Genomic DNA, 22,764 nt, shown 5'->3' with positions numbered 1-22,764 from the left:
TCTGATATCCAAGTGCAACTCGTCCAGCTTTCTAATAAGAGCAGCTAAATCCGGGTCATCCGCGTTTACCTGAACCAACCGCAATTGTTCCATCGATTTGCTCCTATTTTGTACGTTCCCCGCATGCACGGGGCTGAATCCTAAAACAACATGAATTCTTCTTTTCGCTCTTTGCCGGCTTCGAGCAACTTTATGTAGAGAATTCTTTGATCGCTATCTTCCTTTTTCCCGATCGTGATTTGGAATGCCTTTTCATAACCTTTTTCTAATCTCCAGGCATGTCCGTTCCATCTGCCCGTTACTTTTTGATCGTCGGAAGCTACGATTTCGTCGTCATAGGTGAATTCTCCAAGCTCCGTGCTGATCGTGTTTCTCCGTGTATCGAGCGTGAATTCCTTTAAAACAGGCGATTCATCGTTGCGATACGAAATTTTCTCACCGTCTTTCCGTATCCGGATCTTAAAATCTTTTTGCTTGATCAGCTTCATGTATTGGTCCGATTGCTGCACGAACGTATACTCTTCTTCAGTGATCCCGAGTCTCTCGTCGTAAGGCATCGGTTCACCCTCTTCAAGGCTCGCTATCGTATTCAGATACCACTCCTTATGCTCGGCCAGACTTTCTTGCATTTGCCGGGTCACCCGCTCCATCTTTTTGCTTATCGCTCCGGGAAGACCGACAACCATCACTTCCGCGCTATAGCTACCATCGGTCAAGATCCCTTCAACGAAGCTCTTGATCGCTTCGTCTTCCGATTCCACCGCCGTTGATGCTTCCGCCGTGTTTAACTCTGCCTTTTCCGCGATTTCCGACTCCTTGTTGCGATCAGAATCCGTTGAACCGCAGCTAGATAAAAGAAACAACGATATTAAGAAAACGAGTGCTCTCACTTTCACTACTCCCTGACTCCCTCACACATCATTATTTATGTTCTTCGCATAGCTCTCCAGCTTGCTTATGGCGTAATCGAACAATAGGAACATGTACAACGAAGCTAGACCGTAAAGGATAACCTCAATCGTCAAATCATTTACGAATAGTTCCCATAGACCGGCCACGACTACGAACCCGGCTAGAGCGAGCGATAAGTAAACAGTAAGCACAATAACCTTATTATCGATCTTGGATACGGCGTGGTCGATGAACATCGATATCGGAGTCGCGATAAAACAGACGAACGCGAATACTAGGAAAAACACCGGAGAAACCAGCCAAAAGTACCTGTCGCCAGAATCGTCGGCGTAAGTCAGGAAAGCATAGATAGACACGATCATCGAAGTCAATAAAGCGCTCATCAATTTGCTCACTACGCTTCGTTTATTCAACCCGCTTGTCCTCCTAATGGTCGATGTCAGGCTGCATTTTCCGCCAACTCTTTAATATGCTCCATGACTTCCATATGCACGTTCCTAATGATGCTTCTAGTCCAAATATCGAAATATTGCGATGGCTTGACCTTCAGGTCGTACCAGCTGTTGCCGATCAAGGTGGTCGTCCCGTCCCCGTTATCTTGAAGCAGGAATTGCCCTTTGAGTAAGTTCAGATGGCCGATAATTTCGGGATCGTCGGGTTGTTCCGTAATTTCGAAAGTCAGCTTGGCGCCCGGCTCGAGCTCTACGATCTTCTCCTCGAATATCGCGCCGTTGCTGAAAATACATTGTCTGCTCGCCCCTACGTAATTCCCTTCCGCAATGGACTGAACCGGACTCGGGAGTCCGATCCGGAATAACCAGTAATCCGGCTCGGTTTCGATTCGCGGGAACGATACGACATATTGCCACACCTGCTCCGGACTCGCCTTAATCGTGATCCGGTCCGATACCATGTCGTTCGACGGCGTCACCGTAACGATATTGATTGCAAAGATGGCGAGGAACGATCCTAATACGCTGATTTTGAGCGTGTTTTTCTTGCTTCTGAACAGGAGCCTGCCTAGTAGGTGGCCCATCCACATAAATAGACCGATCAGCGGGGAAACGATAACCAAACAGATGACGCCTTCCCGCAAAATAATCGCGCATAAAAGAAGGCAAACCCCTAAGTTCAGCACTCCACACGCAAAAGCGTCTCCACCCGAGATCCGATCGACTTTCCAAAAATACGAAGCAATGACCCCCATCATCATCGGTAGCAGCACGAATTCGGATAAGAGGACTGTCCCCGTCTCGTCGCTGGCTAGTTGTAAGGCTAGAGTCGTGATCACCATACATAGGAAAGCAAACAGATTGGCCGCGATAATGCCCTTCCATATATCTTTTCTCTTCTCGCTCATTCAGGTGCTCCTCCGACAAATTTGGATAATATTTGTAACAGTATAACAAATAAAGATCCGCAACGGCTGCGGATCTGCGAAATAAGTCGATTATGCTTCACCAGATATAGGCTCGTCCTGAATTCCCATGTATTTCTCAATTTCCTTTTCGAAAAAAACAGCCTGCGAGCGATCGTAGATTCCGGAAAGTAATTTTAGTTTTTTATGGTTGTTCAGCACGGCGTTCAAACGATAACTTACGCTGTTCTTTTGCCTGACTTCCTCAACGTACAATTGAATAAAATCGCTTCGGTGAAGGGTCCTATTCCCTCTCCATGGAAGGGGGGTGTGCCTAATTCCCAATAGATCCGGGCTGACCGAAATGACCGTCTTATTCACGAATCCTGTAATAACGGAATAAGTAATCCCGATCCCCACTCCTACATGAAGTAAAGGAAACAGTGCAGCCATTGTGGGTACGCTGTCTCCCGACAGGAGCTGCTTATAAAATGAAAATAGAAATACGTCCCAGAATATAGCGAAAAATAATAAGAAGAATACCTTGCTCGAAAACCATCTCCTAGAGATGACTAGCTCGCCATAGCGATCTTCCATGCTGATTCCTTCGGGGATTGGATTGATCATAGCTACACCTTCTCCCATTTCGTATTTAATATCCCTCTTCCAACGTTCCACTTGGCAAGTCAGCGATTAATAAAAACTTGATAGAGAATAGGCAGTTGCCCCGCCAAACCATCTGCTTCGATGATCTCTTCATGCTCGGAATAATCGATTGCGTGGTCTTTATAGAACTTGTTCCAGAATCTGACCGCTGCCGTATTATTCTTTACTTGCGCTACTTTAACCCGGCCTTTGAATCGTTCCAACACTTGTTCCACCGACAGCTTGGCCAGACTCATGCCGCGGTACTTTTTCAGCAGAAATAACTCTTGGATGGAATAATCGATACCTTCATCGACGAACGGTTGCGAGGTAACTAAAATAAAGCCTACGTTTCTGTCGCCATGGCGAATGAAAAACGGATGAAGCTCGGCTCTTTCCAGGTATAAATAGGTGTTCGTCGGATCGAATTTCCCGCCCTTTGGATCTTCGCCTGTAAAGGGTGACAAGTCATACAAATATAGATTGTATAGGTTCAGAAATTCTTGTTTCTGACCTTTGGTAATTCTAGCTATTTGGATGGACATGCTAGCCTCTTTCCGCCCTTTGCATTCTGTTTGTATTACTATCAAGCCTTGTACCTTATGTTTACATTGATTGAGGTCTGTATAAAACTTGAAAGCTTGTCTCGTAATTGAGACTTCTCGCTAACATTCCAATCAATACAAAATCTCTCTATTTTATCTATAGTTTCTTTCCTTAATAATTCTAGACTTTTTGATACTTTAGAAATTTCAATTAAACCATAAATTAAAACCGCTGTTGAAATAATAAATATATAACTGACATAGGGTTTACTTAACATAGTCTGAAAAAGCGAATAAAAACTAAATCTGAACTTAAAGAGAATAAACACTTCTAAAGAAAGAGAAACCATAAGCATAATACTTAATTTATTCATTCGAACTTTCCTATTTCGTAATTCAATTAATAATTGCTTTGAATCGTTAGAGATCGGAAACGAATTCAGCTCATCAATAAAGTTATTAAGCTGCATTTCATACACCACCTTTTTATTAGTGTATGAACCAAGCCTTCTGAGTTTTCCGGTTTTATATGATTTCTTGTTTATCGACTTTTTGCTTTTAATTCGATATCATATTCAATTTGCTTTAATATACTGCTTCGGTCATGAGAGACATCGTAATACGTTATATTATGTTTCCGGAACGACTCCTCAAATAACTTATTACGACTTACTAAAGCCTCTGAATAATTCAATAGTTCATTATCATTCAAATAATAAGTCCAATCTAATATGGTGTCATACTTCTTCATTGTCTTATATATATCTTCTGCAGTTTTATTTGGATAACATATCCCAACAACTATAAAGTCATCTACTGTAAAATATTTATAGAACTCATTTAAGTCTATATCGCTGCCTTCAATTACATAATTAATGCCTTTCTTCCTTGGGGTATGATCGTTGAGCTCTTTTAAGTATTCAATTAAAAATGGAGTAAACTTGTCTACTTCCATTATTCCATCAGAACTTTTTACAACTTTAAAATCGGAATATGCCTTTTTAATTGCTTCGACTATAGAATCTAATTGAATTAAGTTGTATCTTAGTTTCTTACAAGTTTCAAAGGCTACTGTGGATTTCCCTGCTCTCGGCGTGCCCGTAATAATGATATTCTTGTTTGTTTCATGTAAATATTTGATTCTCTCCATTAGGATCTCTCCGACCTTGAATGATTCTAATCATGAGCAACTTGTCTGCCGAAGCGTGAATATGATGTTTAGTTGAAGGAGCCGACTAACCCTCGAATGTTTTCAGTGACTTTAAATTTATCTCTTTAATGAAGAACATTCCGATATATTTATATTTTATATATATCGATTTAATCTTTTCTTCAGATTCAATCCTCAAGTAATAATTACTACTACTTATGTCTTTCTCATTGTCTACCTTTTCTTTTGTTTTTGCTCTTGGCTTTAATTTCACTGTCTTTATCTCTGATGTTACACTCTGAGCATCATCAAAAGATGCGCTTCGTATAGCCGTTAAAGAGTTAATTAAACTAATTTCAATGTGATCTGGTTTAGCAGATTTATTTATTGAAACATTAATTAATTCAATGTCTCGCAGACCATGATTTTCTAATAATAGAATGATGCTTTGTTCACTTTGTGTGTTCGATTGTACTAATCTTTGAATTTCCAACTCATCTGAACCTCTAATGAATATATAACAAAAGACAAATGAAAATAATAAAATTGAAAGTACAATTGAAATGATTCTATTCCCCAATATAATAGACCCTCCAGTTGCACTTCTCCCCTGTGATTGAACGGTGTTATGCGCAGTTACTGTCTTCTTAGAAATACTTAAATCTGCACTTCTCTAGCCCCTCATAATATACGTGATCCTCCAATTGCCTTCTATTTTACCTACTGTTATTAACAAAGGAATTGATTCATTATTGAGACTAGTCTCTACTTCTAATACCTTGCTGTCATCCATTCCCATTTCTTGTTGAATAGAAGAAAGCTTTTTCTCCATTACTTTAATGATCTTTATATCACTATACTTTTGGGTTATTTTCATAGATTTCAGTCTATCCAAGCTTTCTTCCCAATCTTGGTCGTTAAGAGTTATTTTTAAGTCCATGAGTTCCGGATAAGACGATATCAATGCCCTCAGTCGATATTCATCCCAATATTTCATATAGGATAAAAACATAGTGATAAAATCATGCTCAATATTGTCAGGAATTGGGGCATCGGAATTAAGTTGATATGCCTGAAGGTAGTTGAAATAATTAGTTATATCATTAGCCTGATAATTTTCAATAATAGGAAAGCATTTTAAAGCATTATCAAAACTATTCTCATTTACTGCATTAAAGAATTCTTTGACTACTACCTCATAACTAGAAAATTCGTCTCCATCAGGTTGAGGAATATTATGTATCATATTATCTATAAATTTATCTGAAGCTCCAGGTTGAACCGATTGATTATTATTTGTTTTATTGCATGCGATAAGAAATAAGGAAATAAATAGAAATATTACAACTGTCTTAGGCTTGAACATAATTTGCCTCCTAGTAAATACAATGTAGTCTTTCAGTAATTGCGCATAACGTTGTTAATTACGAACCCCGCCCACCTTAATTGGAATATATTTGTAACCAGTATAGCATCCCCCACTGGAAAATACGTTAAATTCTATGCAAATTTCGACATTACCCGTGCGTGAATCTAATCCGAGAGCCTCTCGCCCCTTAGTCTCCCTCCTCAAAACCCCACAAAAAAAAGACCCGCAACGAATGCGGATCCTTACACTTTGTCCCTCTCTGATATACCCTCGTGCCCTTGAACTCACCTTGAACTCACCTTGAACTCACCTAGAACTCACCCACGAACCCTACACCTTAATAGCCGAAGTCCAGCCCCAGAAGAAGCCGTCCCGGTCCCAAGCGGCTTTGCCGCCGTGCATCTTCTTGAACGCCTTCTTCACTTCTTTGTCGATCGACTCGTGGCCGGCCTCGTTCACGTAGATGAACGAATCTCCGAAGTTGCTCCGAATATAAGCTACCGCTTCCTGTTGGTGCAGCGTTCCCGCCGTGCGCATCTGGTTGAACATCCAGGACGCGACATCATCCGCCGTAATACTCATTGTTTATTGCCCTCCCGTACCTAAAAGGTTGTTAAAAAACCCATATTCCCCGCGCCCCCCGCATATATAATGGCATCACCGAAGCGGGAGGCCTCGTCCAATGGGCGTTATTCATTCGGCGCGCATGCGCACGCTCGCCTTTGCGATCTTGTTACTGTGCTTATCTTTCATGCTGACCCTGCCTGCCTATGCGGCGGAGGCCAAGACGGAGGAGCAGTTCCAGCTAGCCGACAAGTACACCAAGTACGCGCAATTCATCGTCATCGACAAAAGCGAAAACAAACTCTACTTCTTCGAGCTTGGGGAACTAGTCAAATCTTTTCCCGTCGCTACCGGCCTTAAACCGTCCTACACGCCCGAAGGGCTGTTCAGCATCGTCGAGAAGATCAAAAACCGTCCCTACTACAAAGGACACATCAAGGGCGGCGATCCGAAAAACCCGCTCGGCGACCGCTGGCTCGGACTCAAAGTAATCAAAAACGGCAAAACCTCGTACGCATATGGCATCCACGGCACGAACAACGAGAAGTCGATCGGAAAATACATCAGCCAAGGCTGCATCCGCATGCACAACAAGGATGTCCACTGGTTATACGACCAAGTCGCGAACAAAACGCCGGTACTCATTCAGAAGTAAGTGACTCAAGCCTGATGCAAGCTGCTATAAAATCCTCCCGCCGCAAGCAGCTGGGAATGCGTGCCCCGCTCGATAATCCGTCCGTCCTTCAACACTAGAATCTGGTCCGCCTTGCGAATCGTGTTCAGCCGATGGGCGATCACGAAGCTCGTGCGGCCTTCCATTAGACGGTACAAGCCCTCTTGAATTTTAATTTCCGTCACCGTATCGATGCTGCTCGTCGCTTCGTCCAACACGAGGATCGACGGATCGGCGAGAATCGCCCGGGCGATCGCAAGCAATTGCTTCTGGCCTTGGCTGATGCCGCTGCCGTCGCCCTTCAGCACGTGCGAGTACCCGCCCGGCAGCCGCGAAATGAAACCGTGCGCGTTCGCGTGCTTCGCGGCTTCCTCGACTTCGGCATCCGTTGCGTTCAGCCGCCCGTACCGGATGTTATCGCGAATCGTTCCTTCGAACAAGAACGAGTCCTGCAGCACGAACGCCATGTGCGAACGCAGGCTGTCCCGCGTGATCGACGTAATATCGTGACCGTCCACCGTAATCGTGCCGCCGTTCGAGTCGTAGAACCGGGCTAGCAGCTGGATAAGCGACGTTTTGCCCGCTCCCGTCGGCCCGACGATGGCAATCGTCTCGCCCGGCTTCGCGGTGAAGCTGATATCCTTGAGCGTATTGTCCGCTTGCTCGTCGTAAGCAAAGGACACATTCTTGAACGCAACCTCTCCCCGCACCGCGTCCAAAGCTTTCGCATTCCCCTCGTCCGCGCTCTCCTCGCGTTCGTCCAAAATCTCGAACACCCGCTCGGCGCCCGCGATCGCGGACAGTAGCGTATTCCACTGGTTCGCCAAGTCGTTCAGCGGCCTCGTGAATTGGCGGGCGTACTCGACGAACACGATAATCGTGCCGACGGTAACGATATCGTGAATGGCGAGCACGCCGCCCACTCCGGCGATGATGGCGAAACTCAGATTATTGAGCCCGTTCATCAGCTTCGGAATAAAACCGGATATCGTCTGCGACCAGAAGCCGGACAGCTTAATACGGTCGTTACGCTCCTTGAACTCCCGCCGCACCCGCTCCTCCTGCGAGAACGCCTTGACGATGCGCTGGCCGGACAGCGTCTCCTCGATGAAGCCGTTCAGCTCCCCGAGATTTTGCTGGCGTTGCTTGAACAGTGAGCCCGTCCTTCTCGTAATCCACCGCATGCCGTATACCATGAGCGGAACGATGAGGAACGTCACGACGGTGAGCAGCCAGCTCAGCTTCAGCATGACGGATACCGTGCCGACAAGCATAAGCGCGCTCGAAAATAGTTGGATCGCCGAGCTCGCGAGCGTGGAGCTGACGTTGTCCATGTCGTTCGTCATCCGGCTCATGAGCTCGCCCTGGCGGCGTCGGCCGAAGAACGGAATAGGCAGCCGATGAAGGCGGGTGAACAGATCGATACGCATCCGAAGCACCGTCTCTTGGGCGATGCGTATCATCCATACGCTCTGCACATAGCCGATAATGGAGTTCAGCACGTATACGCCGGACAGCAAGGCGAGGAATCGAACCCACGACTGTCCTCCCGGTCCGCGCAAGTAGTCGTCGACGGCTTGCCCGATCATGTACGGACCGAGCAGCGACAGCCCCGTCGTAACGATGACGAGCAGCAAAACGACGCTGATGCTCAGCTTGCGGTAAGACAAGTAGTTCCAGAGGCGTCCTACCGTCTGACGCCAATCTTTCGCTTTCTGCACGGGACGGCGACCGCCCTGGCTACCAGCCGGCGCCGATGCTCCCCGCAATTCTATACGCGGGCGAGGGTAGCGGAACGGATCAGTGAACGTCTGACGCATGAGCCGCCACCTCCTCTCCGGATTGCGATTCGTAGATGCGCCGATAGAGCCTGTCCGAAGCGAGCAGTTGCTCATGGCTTCCTTGCGCGAGCAGCCTGCCCTCGTCCATGAGCAGGATAAGGTCGGCGGCTGCGGCGGTCGATATTTTCTGCGTAATAATCAGCTTCGTCGTGCCGGACAACCCGCCGAGCGCTTGCAGCAACGCCGCCTCGGTGCGGGTATCGACGGCGCTCATGCTGTCGTCGAACAGCAGGAACGACGGCCGCCGAACGAGCGCGCGCGCGATGGACAGCCGCTGCTTTTGGCCGCCGGACAAGTTCACCCCGCGCTGTCCTAGCTGCGTGTTGTATCCGTCCGGAAATTGCGCGACCGTCTCGTGAATTTGCGCGAGCTTAGCCGCCGCAACGATTTCCTCTTCGGTTGCGCCGTCTTTGCCCCATCCGATGTTGTCTCGGATCGAGCCGGTGAACAGCAACGACTCCTGCGGCACGTAGCCGATCGAGCCGCGCAGCCTATCCAGCGACACATTGCCCGCCACTTCGCCGCCGATGCGAATAATGCCGCTATCCGGCTCGTAAAAGCGCACGATCAGCTGCATAAGCGTCGACTTGCCGGAGCCCGTCGCGCCCATGATCGCGACCGTCTGGCCAGGCGCGACACGGAACGAGACGTTTTCAAGCGACGGCGCCTCCGTCTGCGGATAGCGGAACGTCACGTCTTCGAAGCTAAGACCGCCTTCCAGTGGCCGCTCCATTTCCGCAGACTTCACGCCGCCAGCCTCCGCGATCTCCTCGTGTTCCGCCGTCGTAAGCACTTCCTCGACCCGCTGCGCGGAAGCTCTCGCCCGCGACACTGTGCTCACGATCGAGCCGAGCATCGACATCGCGATCGTCGTACGGAGCGAGTAGTTCACGATCGCGACGACTTCGCCGAGCGTGGCGGTTCCGACCTGAATTTCCTTGTGCCCGAACCACAGCACCGCGATAATGCCCGCATTCATGAGGAACACGATGAACGGCTGCGTGAACTCGGTGAGCGTCATCGCCGATACCGAGCTTCGCATCAGCTCGCTGCCTTGCTTAGCGAACCGCTCGCCCTCCACGTCCCGCCGGACGAAAATCCGAATGAGCCGCATGCCCGTGAAATTTTCCTGCATGACGCCGTTCAGCGTATCGAGCCTCGTCTGCACTTTGCGGAAGAGCACCGACGCTTTTTTCATGACGTACATTACGAACCCGACCAAGATCGGCACCGTCACGGCGAGCAGGAATCCAAGCTGCGCGTGAACGACGAGCGCCATGATCATGCTTCCGACGACGAGCAGCGGCATCCGAAGGAAAAACCGCAGCCCCATGAACACGACGTCCTGCAATTGGTTCGCGTCGTTCGTCAGCCGCGTGATCAGCGACGACGTCGGAAAACGGTTAAAAGCCTTATACGCCATCCCTTGGACTTTGGCGTACAAAGCTTCCCGAATATCGTAGCCGAGGCTTTGGCTCGCGTGGCCCGCCACGAACGAGCTCGTAATGCCCGCCGCGAAAGCCGCAAGCGCGCCGAACGTAAGAATGCCGCCCCACATAAGAACGACGGACATATCGTGCTTCGCGATGCCTTGGTCGATGATTTTGGAGATGAAATACGGCTGCATAAGCTCAGCCAACAACTCGACAAGCATGAAGCAGATCGCCGTGCCTGCCGCCAACCGATACGTGTTAAGAAATTTGAAAAAAGTGCGCATAGCTGTTTCCTTTCACTGGAAGTTGAGAGCCGCTAGTTCTAAGCTCACCATAGCGAATCCGTTAACGGGATGCAAGAGACATGCGATGCGATTATTTGAGTCGATACCCTTGCCCTTCGAGTGGATTCGCGCTGTGCGAACATGGTATGATACGGAAAGTGAACAAGCATGCAAGGGGGAACCGAAGTTGATCGCGGCAAGAAGACGGACAAGCTTCGCGGTATTGGCGCTGATCGCCCTGCTGATTGTAGCGGGATGCGGCAAGCGCGACAATTCCGGCACGAACACGAACGACGTGAACGGCGCGAATGGCTATGAGGCGTCGGCAACAGCTTCACCATCAGCTTCATCACCAGCTTCAGCTTCACAACCAGCAGCAACCAATTCAGAGGAGGCGGACGCCACGAGTACCGTAGACACATCCGGCAACAACCCGATCGTCACGATCGAAATGGACAGCGGCAAGACGATCAAAGTAGAACTGTATCCTAAAGTAGCGCCTAACACCGTTAACAACTTCGTATCCCTCGTACAAAAAGGGTTCTACGACGGCACGATTTTCCACCGCGTCATCCCGGGCTTCATGATCCAGGGCGGCGACCCGGACGGTAACGGCATGGGCGGTCCAGGTTACGGCATCAAAGGCGAATTCACGAAAAACGACTTCAAGAACGAACTGAAGCATACGAAGGGCGTTATCTCGATGGCGCGTTCGGGCAACCCGAACTCCGCGGGATCCCAATTCTTCATCATGGTCGCTGACGCTCCGTTCCTGGATGGTGACTATGCGGCTTTCGGCAAAGTAACCGAAGGCCAAGACGTCGCGGACGAGATCGTCAGCGTGCCGACTGGCTCGCAAGATCGTCCTAAGACGCCACCGGTCATGAAAAAAGTAACGGTAGACTTGAACGGCTACGAAGCTGCGGAGCCTGAAACCGTTAAGTAAGCTTATGCGTTAGTTAAAGGCGGGGGAGCTTTGGGGCTCCCCCGCCTTTGTTGTGTTCCGGATTCCGAATCGGAGTGGACGGACACTGAGGACGCTATTCGGCGTATTTCAAGCTATTCCGGCCGATCGCCGGACACAACAGCTCTTATTACTCGCCAACACTCCACATTTCCCGCCAATCCACACGAATAACGCCCCTCATGTCCGTACTGCCTACTAAACTCGCTACTTTCCTACGAATAACGCTCCTACGGTCCGCCGGGAGGGGGTTCGGTGTCGGTGTCGGTGTCGGTATCGGTGTCGGTGTCGGTATCGGTGTCGTGTCGGTGTCGGTATCGGTGTCGGTGTCGGTATCGGTGTCGGTGTCGGTGTCGTGTCGGTTTCCGCAAAAACGGCGTTCGTTCCCCGAACCAGTGTTCAACTGGTAGGGAGAACGAACGCCGTTTATATTTTTCCTTAGAGCTCACCCGAGCTCGCGCAACCGATCGGCCAGCACCTTCATCATGCCCTTGAGCGCATCGATCTGCTGGAAGCAGAACGAGAATACCTGCTGACGGCCCAGCTTGAGCAGCACCGTGCGTTCGACCGCCGTGCAATCCGCGGAGCGCGGTCCGCTGTCGATGATCGCCATCTCGCCGAAGCATTGGCCGACGCCGAGCACCGCCAGCTTCTCGGAGCCCCGATGCACTTGTATGCTGCCTTCGATAATGCCGAACATCGAATCTCCATGCTCGTCCATGCGGCAGATCGCTTCTCCGGGCGCGTAGACGACTTCTTCAACCCGGTTCGCGAGCCGGACGAAGTCGTCTTGGGACAAATGCGCGAACAGATCGATCTTCTGCAAGACGAGCACTCTGCGCAAAATCACTTCGTTCGTCATATCGGCATTCGTCTCGTTAGAAGGCCGTTGGTCCTCATCGTTCAAGCGTTCCTCCGCTACAGCGACTGTCGGCGATTCGCTTGTCGCCGCGGCTTCGACCGACGCTTGCCGTCCTTCGGCTTCAGCCTGCCGCCGTTGCTCCATCGCGGAGCGAAGCTTGCGGGACAGCCGTTTCATCATTTCGAGCGCCAACTCCGTCCGATCGAACAACGCCTCGTAGAAGTCGGAGGAGCTAAGCCGCAGCAACTGCACGTCCGTCTCCGCGCGGACCGTAGCCGTTCGCAGCCTTCGCGTCAGTATCGCGGTCTCCCCGATATGCTCGCCAGGTCCCCGTTCGGCTAACAACGTCTCTCCGCGATATACGCCAGCTCGCCCTTCCCGGATCATGAATAGCGAATCCCCGGGGTCTCCCGCGGCGAACAACCGCTGCCCTTCGGCAATGTCGATCACTTGCAAATAATCGACGAGCGGCAACAAATCTTTGCTCTTGAACCCTTCGAACAAGCTGGAGCTTCTAAGCATGTGCAAGCGGGTCATCCGCTCGCGCAGCGCTTCGCCTTCGGCGGCGTCGACGAACGGGAGGCCGCGTCTGCCCGAGTTGTCCGCTGCCGCTCCGATGGCGGAAAAACGAATCGTCTCGCGCAGCATCTCGTCGCCATGATCGTAAAGCCAGATGAGTTGATCCTTCGTTACGTTCTTGTCCCCATTCGCTCCAGCCGTGCGCGACGCGAGCATCCATTTGGTCAGCTCCGTCCGGACTTCGCCCTGCAACAGCTGATCTATGACTTCGGCCGCGTTAGCTTGACGCCTTGCGTCGCCCTCCGACCACCCGAGGTAGACGGCATCGATCGTATTCGGGTCATGAATCAACCCCAGCAAGCCGAATACCCGTCTGATCAACGAAGCTTGCACTTGCTCCGCGGCAGCCTTCAACTCCGAATCGTTAGCTCTGCGCGGCATCCAATCCGTATTCTCGGCGAATCGTCCATAGTGATCGAGCTCGATTAACGTCAACCGCCAGACCTCGGCCGCATCGATCTGCAGTTGCTCCCGCTCCATCGCTTTCATCGCTTCCAATAGCCGATCCCGCATATCGAAGCTCGCCGACTCATAGTGACGAAGCAGTATAGAAAACGCCAGTTGCGTTCCGATCCGTTCGAATACTTTTGGCACGTGCATTGAAGCCGACTCGCCTGACAAATAAGGCTCTAGCAACGGCAAGACGGCTTTATCCTCGTAAGCCGCCAACGCTTCGATCGCTTCTCGGCGAGTCCGGCTTTCCCGCAGCAGCGGCACGATGTACGGCACGAGCTCTGGAACGACCAGTTGTCCGGCCGACTGCAGCGCGCATCTGCGCACTTCCGCCGACGCGTCCTTCAGCATCGGAATAAGCGGCTTGTAAAATTCCCTGATTCCGATCCGTCCGAACAGCGATGCCATCGCCGTACGTTCATTGTCTTTCCAGCTCTCGATAAGCGCCTTCAGCGTTCCGACCGCGCGGAACATGCCTTCGATGCCGTAGTACTTGATCAAGCCCGCGATAGCGCCGGCTCTAATCTCTACTTGCTCCGCCTCAAGCCGCTCGGTCAACGCTTCTAGGTTAGCATCCTGACCATAGGCGGCGAGGGCGATCAGCGCCTGTGCTTTGACGCTGTCCTGCACTTGCTCCGTCAGCAGTTGCCGCAGCTCCGGCTCCATGCCGGCGGGAGTCGCCCGTTCGATGTATCGCAACGCTTCCACGCCGACGTCAGAAGCCTGATGGCGCAGCAATGCCGGCAAATAAGGCGATAAGTCGAACGCCTCCAAGCCGGATAACGTCCGGAACGCATACAACGCTTGCTGACGATCTGCACTGCCGAGCGCGCTTGCCAGAAGCCCGCGGCTGGCCGGGTCCATCAGATCGAGCTCCGAGTCCGCCAGCTCATTTCCGCGCGTCTCGAGCGTCGATAGCAGCATGCGCAAATACGCGCTTTTGACGCGGATCGCCGCGTATATGCCGACGCCTACGAGTGCCAAGACAATGAAGCTGAACTCCCGAATGCTGAGCAGCGGAGACAGGACAATCAGGCTGATGGCCGCAAGTCCCTTCGCGCCGTTACGTACGACGCCGTCGAGGAAGCTCTTCGCGCGGTTCCGGAATTCCGGCGAAATCGGGAACATAATGAGCTGGTTAACCGAGGAATAGATCGTGTCCCCGAGCACTTTGTCGCTCCCTTTGACGAGCAACGCTAGCGCTAGCACCGGGGCGAGCAATACGCCGATGCTTCCGGCGAACAACGCAATCGGGAAGACGAGAATCGACATCATGACCCCGAAGCGGCTGAGCAGCTTGCCCGCGACGAACAACTGCACGAGCAACGCGCACAAGCCGGAGAAGCCGTAGAAGCTTCCCATGAAGCCGGCCAACGCCTCGTTTTGCAGCGAGCCTCTAAGAATAACCTTGAATTGATAATCGATAAGCGTGAGGGAAATGACGAGAGCCGCGGATAGAATCGCGATGTACCTAAGATGGGGAACGCTAGCGAACAAGCCCGCGCCCTTCTCTTGCGACTGCTTCGCTTGCTTGTCCTTCGATCCGGCCGAGGAGTTGCCGAACGTCTCGTTCGGCGATGCGACCGTGCGGTTGATTCTGACGACGGAACTTAGCGCCAACAGCTGCAATCCGGCATAGACGAACAGCAAATTATCCGTACCGATAAGAGGTACGAGCAGCTTCAGCCCGAATCCGCTGAGGATCCCGCCGACGATGCCGCCGCTGCCGACAAGCGGAATCGTGCGCTTCGCCTTGCGCTGATCGAGCACGGACGAGGCGAACTGCCAGAAGCACACGACCATAAGGAAGTTGAAGATGTCGTATACGACATAGACGACGGGATATACCCACCTAAGCTCCAATCCGACTCCGACGCGTGACAGCAGCACCAAGCTCGAAACGAGCGGAATAAGCAACAAAAGCAGCCGATCCAGGCGGATTCGGCTGCCGTATCTTTGAAATAGAAATCCGACGAGAATTAATGACGCCGCTTGCGGCAAATACATCATCGAAAGCTGAGAAGCATCGAAGTGAGACAAGAACAACGTATCCGCAGCCGTTCTCCCTACCGTCGAAGCCGATACGACGCAGAACAAATAGACGAACAACCAACGCACGCGCGCGCCGTCTACTCCTGCCTGTCCGAATTCGCCGAGCGATAACCGCCAAGACTTGCCGCCATTTTTACTCATCCGACACCAAACTCCCTTATGTACAATCCCATTAGGTAAATTGTACTACAAGAGCGTCCGGAAACCTATATCCCTAGCTTAGCTTTTACAATACTTTGGACAAAAATGCGCGGGTGCGCTCCTGTTTCGGCGCCTCGAAAACTTGCTTCGGCTCGCCGATCTCCACGATTTTGCCTTGCTCCATGAAGACGATCCGATCGCCGACCTCGCGCGCGAAGCCCATCTCGTGGGTCACGACGACCATCGTCATGCCTTCTTTGGCCAGTTGCTTCATGACGGCAAGCACTTCGCCGACCATCTCCGGATCCAGCGCGGACGTCGGTTCGTCGAACAGCATGACCTTCGGCTCCATCGCCAACGCCCGCGCGATCGCGACCCGTTGCGACTGACCGCCGGATAACGAGCTCGGCTTCGCGTCGGCTTTTTCGGACAAGCCGACTTTGGCAAGCAACTCCAACGCTTTCGCGCGCGCCTGCTCCTCGGTCTGCTTCCGTACCTTCATCGGCGCGAGCATGATATTCTCAAGCACCGTCTTGTGCGGGAACAGATTGAAGTTTTGGAACACCATGCCGACTTCGGCGCGAATTTCCTCGATCTTCGTTCTCTTATCGAATAGCGACTGCCCCTCGATCAGAATGTCGCCCGACTCCGGCTTTTCCAGCAGGTTCAGACAACGAAGGAACGTCGACTTGCCCGATCCGGAAGGACCAATGACAACGACGACTTCCTGCCTCCGAATTTCGATGCCGACCTCTTGGAGCACGACGTTCTTACCGAACGCTTTGGATATATTCTTAACTTCTATGATCGGATTCATGGGCATCACATTTTCCTCTCGACGAGTTTGAGTACCTTGCTCAAGGAATAGGTCAGCACCAGGTAGACTAATGCGGCGAACAAGTACGGCTCCCATACTCTTCCGTACTGCGCTGCCGAAGAACGTACCCAATACATCAGTTCAGGTGCTGCGATAATGGCCACGAGCGAGGAGTCTTTGATTAGCACAATGAACTCGTTGCCGAATGCCGGGATCATGCGTTTAATCGCCTGCGGCAAAATAATGCTACGCATAGCTTGACCTCTGGTCATCCCTAAGGATAACGCAGCCTCCGTCTGTCCCTTGTCGATCGACTGAATGCCTGCCCGATAGATTTCGGCCGTGTAAGCGGCTGAATTCAAGGCGAGCGCCATTACTGCCGCGACAATCGGGTCAGAATGCCCTAACAGTTGAGGGACGACGCCGAAGTGCACGATGAAAATTTGCAATAGCAGCGGCGTTCCGCGGAATAAGTGAATATAGCCTTGCGTAGGCAAACGCAAATACCATCTATGCGACATGCTCCCAAAAGCGATAATCAGTCCCAACAAAGACCCGAGAATGATCCCGCCGATCGAGATCTCGATCGTATAGAGCGTCCCTCTCATAAATAGCGAAAAATACTCCTGAATAATATGGAAATTAAAATCGCTCATCGGACACTTCCTTCCCGACTAAACTTTTATCGTTCTCTTCCGCAAAAAAAGCATGCGCAATGTTCCATTACGCATGCTTCCCAATCTCTTACTTCTGATTCAGCACGCCGGTCAAATCCGGTTCGCCGCCGATCCATTTTGCGTAAATTTCTTTGTACTTGTCGCTCTCCAATACTGTCTTCACCGCAGGCGCCAGCTTCGTTGCCAGCTCGCTGCCTTTAGGGAAGGCGATGCCATAGTATTCGGAAGCAAAGTTCTCACGGTCGATAATGCTCTTATACTTAGCTTTCGGATTGCTTTTCAAATATTCTTGAACAACGGCGATATCCGCGACCACGGCATCTACGCCATTATTATTCATCTCCATGAACGCGAGCGCGTTGCTCTCGAAACGCTTCAGGTCCGAGCTGCCTTCGCCCATAATGCCGGTCATTAGCGTATCCGCTGTAGTTCCGGTCTGGACGGCTACCTTCTTGTCTTTAAGATCAAGCGCGTTCGCGATCGTGCTATCTTCTTTGACTAAAATCATGTTCGTCGATTCGAAGTAAGCCGGCGAGAAATCGTAAGTTTCTTTACGCTTATCGGTAATCGACATGGCCGAAATGCCTCCGTCGAATTCCGTGCCTTGCTGCACGCTCGTGAGCAAAGTCTCCCAACCGATATTCTTAATGTCATACTGGAGACCAGCTTCCTTCATTACCGCGTCCAGGAAGTCTACGTCGAAGCCAACGATCTTATCCTTGTCCATGTTTTCCATCGGAGGGTAGCTAGCATCCGTCGCGAAGTGATAAACCTTAGTATCGGCGGGAGCACTAGCCGTAGCCGCGTTGTCTTTCCCTGCATTGTTATTTCCAGCATTGTCATTCTCTTTTTTGCCGCAAGCAGATACTACTAGAGCGAATACGATAACGATTATGGCAAATAGCCCACTTTTTCTCATGTGATGTCCCCCTAAGAATAACAAGTCATATTAAATGAAGTTTATCAAGCAACGAAGTCGCTTGCAACGTAAATCTCTTCCAGAATGTTATGCAAGTTGACATTAATAAATGAGAGCGATTTCATATGTTAAAAAAAACAAAAGCAGCCATGCCTTATTGCTAGGATCGCTGCCTTCGATATAGCCATTCTATGCTTTATTGAAAGATTCCCGCAACATAACATTACCATTAATAAGCGTCTTCTCGAACGGCCGCTCCGGATCCGCCAGCCTCATATATAACATCTCCACCGCACGCTTGCCCATCATCCGATTCGGTACGTGAATCGTGCTTAGGCTCGGCACCTGCAATTGCGGGTCGGTCTTTTCATCCGTATGGTCGAACCCGGTGACCACGACTGTGTCCGGTACCTTGATGCCCATCTTGACGAGCGAGTTCATCACGGTATACGCGATAAAGTCGTTCGCACAAACAAAAGCGTCAGGCAGCTTGTTGTGCGCGATCATCTGGTTGATTTCCCGTTCGATAATTACATATTCGTTCTCTTCGAGCTGCAACAGCGGATCTTCATTCGGGCTCGTTACGGGGAAGCCTTGCTCCTCCATCGTAATCCGGTAAGCGATCCAACGATCGTGGAAGCTTCGGGAATAACGAGGACCGCCGACGAAGCGAATGTCCTTGTGTCCGGCTTGTACGACGAGAGATGCCATTTGCCGCATGCAGTCGTAGTTGTTCATGAACACGGTGTCCGACGGAATCAACGTATCCTCGTGATCGACTAGCACGAACGGAATACCGAGATGGCGAATTTCGAGCAATAAGTTAGTCGCGATATAACCGATGCCGATCAAGCCGAGCACTCCGTTAGGGTTAATGCTCTTGAGCGAGCGCTCCGAGTAGTTCTCGGTCACCATCATGACGCCTACTTCGCGCTCGGCGAGCGCGGCGGAGACGCCGTCGATAATTTTGCCCCAGAACAACGACTCCCGGCTTTGGAAGCGAACGTTCGGCATCAATATGATGACCGTCCCTTTGGCCGTACCGTCGGCAGCTTTGTTGCCGCCTTCCGCGGAGAAGGTCGAAATTTTCTTTATCATCTTCGTCTTCCAGAAGTAACCTAACTCGTTAGCTGTCTGGACGATTCTCGTCCTCGTGTCTTCGGCAACGCCTGGCTTTCCGGATAACGCTTGAGATACCGCGAATTTAGAAACACCGACTTGCTCGGCGATTTGCTGCATCGTTACCTTTTTCAATCCGGCTCCACTCCGTTTTATGAACTAACGTTATTGTACCAGAACCAAACGAAATCGCCATGTCTATTCCTATCTTTTTCTGACGTTTATCATTCGCTAAATGGATTACATTTGTTTCCCTTTGAATTCTTTGGCGCTGTAGCCGGTGTACTCTTTGAATTTCTTATAGAACCAATCCAATTGGCGATAGCCGATCTCGTGCGCGATCTCGTAGATTTTCATATCGGTCGTCTTCAGGAGCTCCTTGGCCTTCTCCATGCGGACCTGAATCAAATATTCGTTAAAGGTTACGGATTGATAGGATTTGAACAATCTGCCCAGATAAGCCGGGTTCACGTAAAGCTTCTTCGCGATCGTCTTCAAGCAGACGCCGTCGCCGTATTCTTGCTGGAGCAGCAGCTTTGCTTCCTCCACGAAAGGATGGCTGTCCGGCTCATTGGCGTTCATCTCGTTGTCGACCGCCTGAAGCGCCGCGACGAGCGAACGGTTCAAATCAAGGAAAGTGCTCATCAAGTCGCCAACGCCGATCGCCGCGCGGACTTTCGCGTATTTGGCAACGTGCAGCCTAAAAATGCCGCGAACGTCTCCATCGACTCGTCGGTCAATTCTTTCTTGGAGCCGTAAAGGACGAGCCCCAGCGTACAGGAGCCGTTATAAAATACCGTGCCAGCTTTGCCGATCAAATCCTCCAGCACATTCATGACGGCGAATTGCGCGAGCTCTCGGTCTTGCGCCGAGGCCGCTTGTTCTTCGCGCCATTTCACGACCATCGTCCGCTGATAGCGCTGTACGGATTCCTCTCTGGATTCTGTTAGGTCTAACAACTGATTAATCGGACCCGGATAGGCCTTCGTCGTTTGGGCTGGAACCGCATTCATAACCGTCATCCATAACGCCCCCTTTTGGTATATCCTAATTTTACTATAAGTTATTCTAAATACAATATAATTTATGCTAACTTTATAAAATATTTTTCGATGCTATTTTCGGTTTATCGGCAAATTAAGCGCTTTCTTATAACGAAAAACGTTTTCTATGAAGATTGTAATGTTTTGTTATCCTAATAATTAAGAATGACCGGGAAGTTTTGTTGAAAAACAAAAATGCCATGCCGCATAGTCGGTATGGCGTCAGGCTGTCGAGAAGATTTTTTCACACAGTTTCCTAACAAATACCACGTAACTAAACAAACAACTCTTGCTTATCTTTTATCAAGTAGCACGGTAAAGACTTAACTTAACCAATATTCCTGAGGTGAATCTAATGTTAAAGAAAAGATTCAGATTATCCAGCATCGCGAACACACTGGCAATATTGGTGACTTTAATCAGCTTAATCACGTTTTCGGTATTAGGCACGATTATGTATACCTATGTAAAAGGCATGATCGTCGACAAGCAAGAAGAGTTAATCCAATCCAAGACGAATGCGATCGTGGAACAGATAGACGCCCTCTTCAAGGAAAAAGGCACGCTTGTTAAGCAAATGTCGACCAATCGCGTTTTTCAGAAGTATATAGAGACGACGCCGAATTCGGCCCAAGCGAAAACATCGCCTTACGCCGCCGAGACGTTAGCGACAATGGCAGATATCAAAGATTCGGACCCTACGCTTCTCGACACATGGGTAGCTAGTAATACTGCCAATGGCGGCAACGGCTTATGGTACGAGCATGATGACGTGGTGTCCGGCGCGGACTTCGTTCTGAACGTTCGTCCCTATTACGAACCCGTTCGCGCGGCGGATGGAGTCTACTTCTCCGATCCGTACGTAGACTCGTCTACCGGCAACATCAATCTGGGTATTTTCCATCCGGTGAAGGACAATAGCAATAAGTTTATCGGGTTCGTAGCGGCGGATATCGCGATGACGGCTATGCCATCCATTATGCAGAGCTACTCGTTAGGCGAATCGGGATACGCCATCTTGTTATCCAAATCCGGCGATATCCTATACCATCCGGATAAAGACAAGGTGCTGAAGGAGAAGCTTACGGACGACAAGGGCGAGCTTGGAGCAGTCGCCAAAAAGATGGTCGAAGGACAATCGGGACTTCAGCTGATCAACGATAATGGCGTAAACCGATACATCGGTTATGCGACAAGCAAGGATACGGGATGGTCGGTCGGCTTAACGATTACGCAAAAAGAAGTTATGAGCGACTTGAAAACGTTCACGATCTTGACCGTTAGCGGTTTCTCGATAAGCGTTCTCTTCTTGGTTATCATTACCTACTGGGCGCTACGTTACATACTGAGGTCGATTCCGCAATTGTTGGCTAAGCTCAAGCTGATCGAGAACGGCGATTTGACCGTGCAGTTCGACTCGAGCTCCGGCAATGAAATCGGTCAAATCGCGCAAGGAATCCGCAGCATGGTGCAGCAAGTGTACAATATGATTCGAACGATCGCCGATACTTCTCAAAGCTTGACGTCGTCGGCGGCCGAAATATCCCTCACGACGGAAGAAGTGGCAAGAGGCAGCATGCAGCAAGCGGAATCCGCGCAGACGGCTTCCGAGCTGGTGAAGGATCTGACGAATGCCGTAAGCGTCGTATCGAAGAGAGCGCAAGAAGCGGTCGAGTTGACGGAAAAGACGAACCGCGGCGCTTTGGCGGGCGGAGACGCCGTCCGCAAAACGATAAACAGCATGGATCACTTAACGGTGCGAATGTCCAACTTGGAGCAGGACTCGAACAAAATCGGCGACATTATCCAAGTCATTAACGAGATTTCGGAGCAAACGAATCTACTGGCGCTAAATGCGGCTATCGAAGCCGCGCGTGCAGGGGAACAAGGCAGAGGCTTTGCGGTAGTCGCGGACGAAGTTCGCAAGCTGGCGGAACGAAGCGGCGAAGCGGCGAAGCAGATCGCGGCGATCATTACCGGCATGCAGCACAGCACGCAGGAGAGCGTCAAAGCCGTAACCGAGACGGCGGACCTCTCGCGTCAGACGGGCCAAGAGCTCGAACGAATCGTGAACATGGCGGGCGAAGTGGCGCGTCAGTCGGAGGAGATCGCTAGAGACAGCCAGAATCAGTCGGTCAAAACGGCAGAGGTCATGAGAGAGATCGAATCGATCGCGGCCGTAAGCGAAGAAGCGGCTGCGGCGGCCGAGCAGACGGCCAGTTCCTCCCAGACGCTGACCTCGCTGTCCGAGTCCTTGAACAGCGTCGTTAAGAGATTCAACGTTTAGTCATTATATTAGAAAAGGGGCTGTCCCAAAAGGTCATTTAGCTCGCTAAAAGACAGCTCGCATGGAAGAAGATAGATC

22 protein-coding genes are annotated in these 22,764 nt (G+C 50.6%); 3 read left to right on the top strand and 19 right to left on the bottom strand.

Annotated elements, in window-relative coordinates; genetic code table 11:
- Positions 1 to 140: 140 nt before the first annotated feature.
- From ACFPQ4_RS04445 to ACFPQ4_RS04400, 10 genes are all read right to left on the bottom strand, one after another.
- On the bottom strand, positions 141 to 896 hold the full coding sequence (locus ACFPQ4_RS04445) for a hypothetical protein (protein WP_378110564.1): 756 nt from the start codon (positions 894 to 896) through the stop codon (positions 141 to 143).
- 15 nt (positions 897 to 911) lie between these two features.
- Positions 912 to 1,325 (bottom strand): hypothetical protein, encoded by a 414-nt coding sequence (locus ACFPQ4_RS04440; protein ID WP_378110563.1) that lies wholly within the window; start codon positions 1,323 to 1,325, stop codon positions 912 to 914.
- Positions 1,326 to 1,351: 26 nt separating this feature from the next.
- Complete coding sequence (locus tag ACFPQ4_RS04435; RefSeq protein ID WP_378110562.1) at positions 1,352 to 2,272, bottom strand: SRPBCC family protein; 921 nt, start codon at positions 2,270 to 2,272, stop codon at positions 1,352 to 1,354.
- Positions 2,273 to 2,362: 90 nt separating this feature from the next.
- On the bottom strand, positions 2,363 to 2,896 hold the full coding sequence (locus ACFPQ4_RS04430; RefSeq protein ID WP_378110561.1) for a hypothetical protein: 534 nt from the start codon (positions 2,894 to 2,896) through the stop codon (positions 2,363 to 2,365).
- 59 nt (positions 2,897 to 2,955) lie between these two features.
- Complete coding sequence (locus ACFPQ4_RS04425; protein WP_378110560.1) at positions 2,956 to 3,459, bottom strand: GNAT family N-acetyltransferase; 504 nt, start codon at positions 3,457 to 3,459, stop codon at positions 2,956 to 2,958.
- 41 nt (positions 3,460 to 3,500) lie between these two features.
- A complete protein-coding gene (locus ACFPQ4_RS04420; protein WP_378110559.1) occupies positions 3,501 to 3,929 on the bottom strand; it encodes a hypothetical protein in 429 nt (142 codons plus the stop codon).
- Positions 3,930 to 4,000: 71 nt separating this feature from the next.
- Positions 4,001 to 4,609: an adenylate kinase family protein gene (locus ACFPQ4_RS04415; RefSeq protein ID WP_378110558.1), complete on the bottom strand. Its 609-nt coding sequence runs from the start codon at positions 4,607 to 4,609 to the stop codon at positions 4,001 to 4,003.
- An 85-nt stretch (positions 4,610 to 4,694) separates the two neighbouring features.
- Entirely contained in the window at positions 4,695 to 5,189 is a 495-nt protein-coding gene (locus ACFPQ4_RS04410; RefSeq protein WP_378110557.1) for a hypothetical protein, read from the bottom strand.
- A gap of 93 nt (positions 5,190 to 5,282) precedes the next feature.
- Complete coding sequence (locus ACFPQ4_RS04405; protein ID WP_378110556.1) at positions 5,283 to 5,975, bottom strand: hypothetical protein; 693 nt, start codon at positions 5,973 to 5,975, stop codon at positions 5,283 to 5,285.
- Between the two features lie 333 nt (positions 5,976 to 6,308).
- Positions 6,309 to 6,560 carry a DUF6953 family protein gene (locus tag ACFPQ4_RS04400; RefSeq protein WP_378110555.1) on the bottom strand — a complete coding sequence of 84 codons (252 nt, stop codon included), beginning with the start codon at positions 6,558 to 6,560 and terminating at the stop codon, positions 6,309 to 6,311.
- 100 nt (positions 6,561 to 6,660) lie between these two features.
- On the opposite strand from ACFPQ4_RS04400, the gene ACFPQ4_RS04395 reads away from it, so the two are divergent.
- Positions 6,661 to 7,197, top strand: coding sequence for a L,D-transpeptidase family protein (locus ACFPQ4_RS04395; protein ID WP_378110554.1), 537 nt, complete (start codon positions 6,661 to 6,663; stop codon positions 7,195 to 7,197).
- Between the two features lie 5 nt (positions 7,198 to 7,202).
- Here ACFPQ4_RS04395 and ACFPQ4_RS04390 read toward each other — a convergent pair whose 3' ends face one another.
- Entirely contained in the window at positions 7,203 to 9,035 is a 1,833-nt protein-coding gene (locus ACFPQ4_RS04390; protein ID WP_378110553.1) for an ABC transporter ATP-binding protein, read from the bottom strand.
- Positions 9,016 to 10,773, bottom strand: a complete 1,758-nt coding sequence (locus tag ACFPQ4_RS04385; protein ID WP_378110552.1) for an ABC transporter ATP-binding protein — start codon at positions 10,771 to 10,773, stop codon at positions 9,016 to 9,018. The genes ACFPQ4_RS04390 and ACFPQ4_RS04385 overlap by 20 nt, the downstream gene beginning before the upstream one ends.
- 190 nt (positions 10,774 to 10,963) lie before the next feature.
- On the opposite strand from ACFPQ4_RS04385, the gene ACFPQ4_RS04380 reads away from it, so the two are divergent.
- Positions 10,964 to 11,719 (top strand): peptidylprolyl isomerase, encoded by a 756-nt coding sequence (locus ACFPQ4_RS04380; protein ID WP_378110665.1) that lies wholly within the window; start codon positions 10,964 to 10,966, stop codon positions 11,717 to 11,719.
- Positions 11,720 to 12,182: 463 nt separating this feature from the next.
- Here ACFPQ4_RS04380 and ACFPQ4_RS04375 read toward each other — a convergent pair whose 3' ends face one another.
- The 7 genes from ACFPQ4_RS04375 to ACFPQ4_RS04345 all read right to left on the bottom strand — a co-directional run bounded on the left by ACFPQ4_RS04375 (position 12,183) and on the right by ACFPQ4_RS04345 (position 20,378).
- On the bottom strand, positions 12,183 to 15,824 hold the full coding sequence (locus ACFPQ4_RS04375) for an Npt1/Npt2 family nucleotide transporter (protein WP_378110550.1): 3,642 nt from the start codon (positions 15,822 to 15,824) through the stop codon (positions 12,183 to 12,185).
- Between the two features lie 85 nt (positions 15,825 to 15,909).
- Entirely contained in the window at positions 15,910 to 16,632 is a 723-nt protein-coding gene (locus tag ACFPQ4_RS04370) for an amino acid ABC transporter ATP-binding protein (RefSeq protein WP_378110664.1), read from the bottom strand.
- A gap of 14 nt (positions 16,633 to 16,646) precedes the next feature.
- Positions 16,647 to 17,297, bottom strand: a complete 651-nt coding sequence (locus ACFPQ4_RS04365; protein ID WP_378110549.1) for an amino acid ABC transporter permease — start codon at positions 17,295 to 17,297, stop codon at positions 16,647 to 16,649.
- Positions 17,298 to 17,385: 88 nt separating this feature from the next.
- Entirely contained in the window at positions 17,386 to 18,237 is an 852-nt protein-coding gene (locus ACFPQ4_RS04360) for a basic amino acid ABC transporter substrate-binding protein (RefSeq protein ID WP_378110548.1), read from the bottom strand.
- Between the two features lie 189 nt (positions 18,238 to 18,426).
- The gene (locus ACFPQ4_RS04355; RefSeq protein WP_378110547.1) at positions 18,427 to 19,491 is read right to left on the bottom strand and encodes a LacI family DNA-binding transcriptional regulator; all 1,065 of its coding nucleotides are present in this window, start codon (positions 19,489 to 19,491) and stop codon (positions 18,427 to 18,429) included.
- A gap of 105 nt (positions 19,492 to 19,596) precedes the next feature.
- A complete protein-coding gene (locus ACFPQ4_RS04350; RefSeq protein WP_378110663.1) occupies positions 19,597 to 20,001 on the bottom strand; it encodes a helix-turn-helix transcriptional regulator in 405 nt (134 codons plus the stop codon).
- Positions 20,001 to 20,378: a hypothetical protein gene (locus tag ACFPQ4_RS04345; protein ID WP_378110546.1), complete on the bottom strand. Its 378-nt coding sequence runs from the start codon at positions 20,376 to 20,378 to the stop codon at positions 20,001 to 20,003. Before ACFPQ4_RS04345 ends, ACFPQ4_RS04350 begins: the two co-directional genes overlap by 1 nt.
- Before the next feature lie 376 nt (positions 20,379 to 20,754).
- On the opposite strand from ACFPQ4_RS04345, the gene ACFPQ4_RS04340 reads away from it, so the two are divergent.
- A complete protein-coding gene (locus ACFPQ4_RS04340) occupies positions 20,755 to 22,686 on the top strand; it encodes a methyl-accepting chemotaxis protein (RefSeq protein ID WP_378110545.1) in 1,932 nt (643 codons plus the stop codon).
- Positions 22,687 to 22,764 lie beyond the last annotated feature (78 nt).

Source organism: Cohnella yongneupensis (assembly GCF_042655785.1).
GTDB classification, from domain to species: domain Bacteria; phylum Bacillota; class Bacilli; order Paenibacillales; family Paenibacillaceae; genus Cohnella; species Cohnella yongneupensis.
Note: the sequence above shows the minus strand (reverse complement) of the source record. Positions and strands in the feature narration are given on the sequence as shown.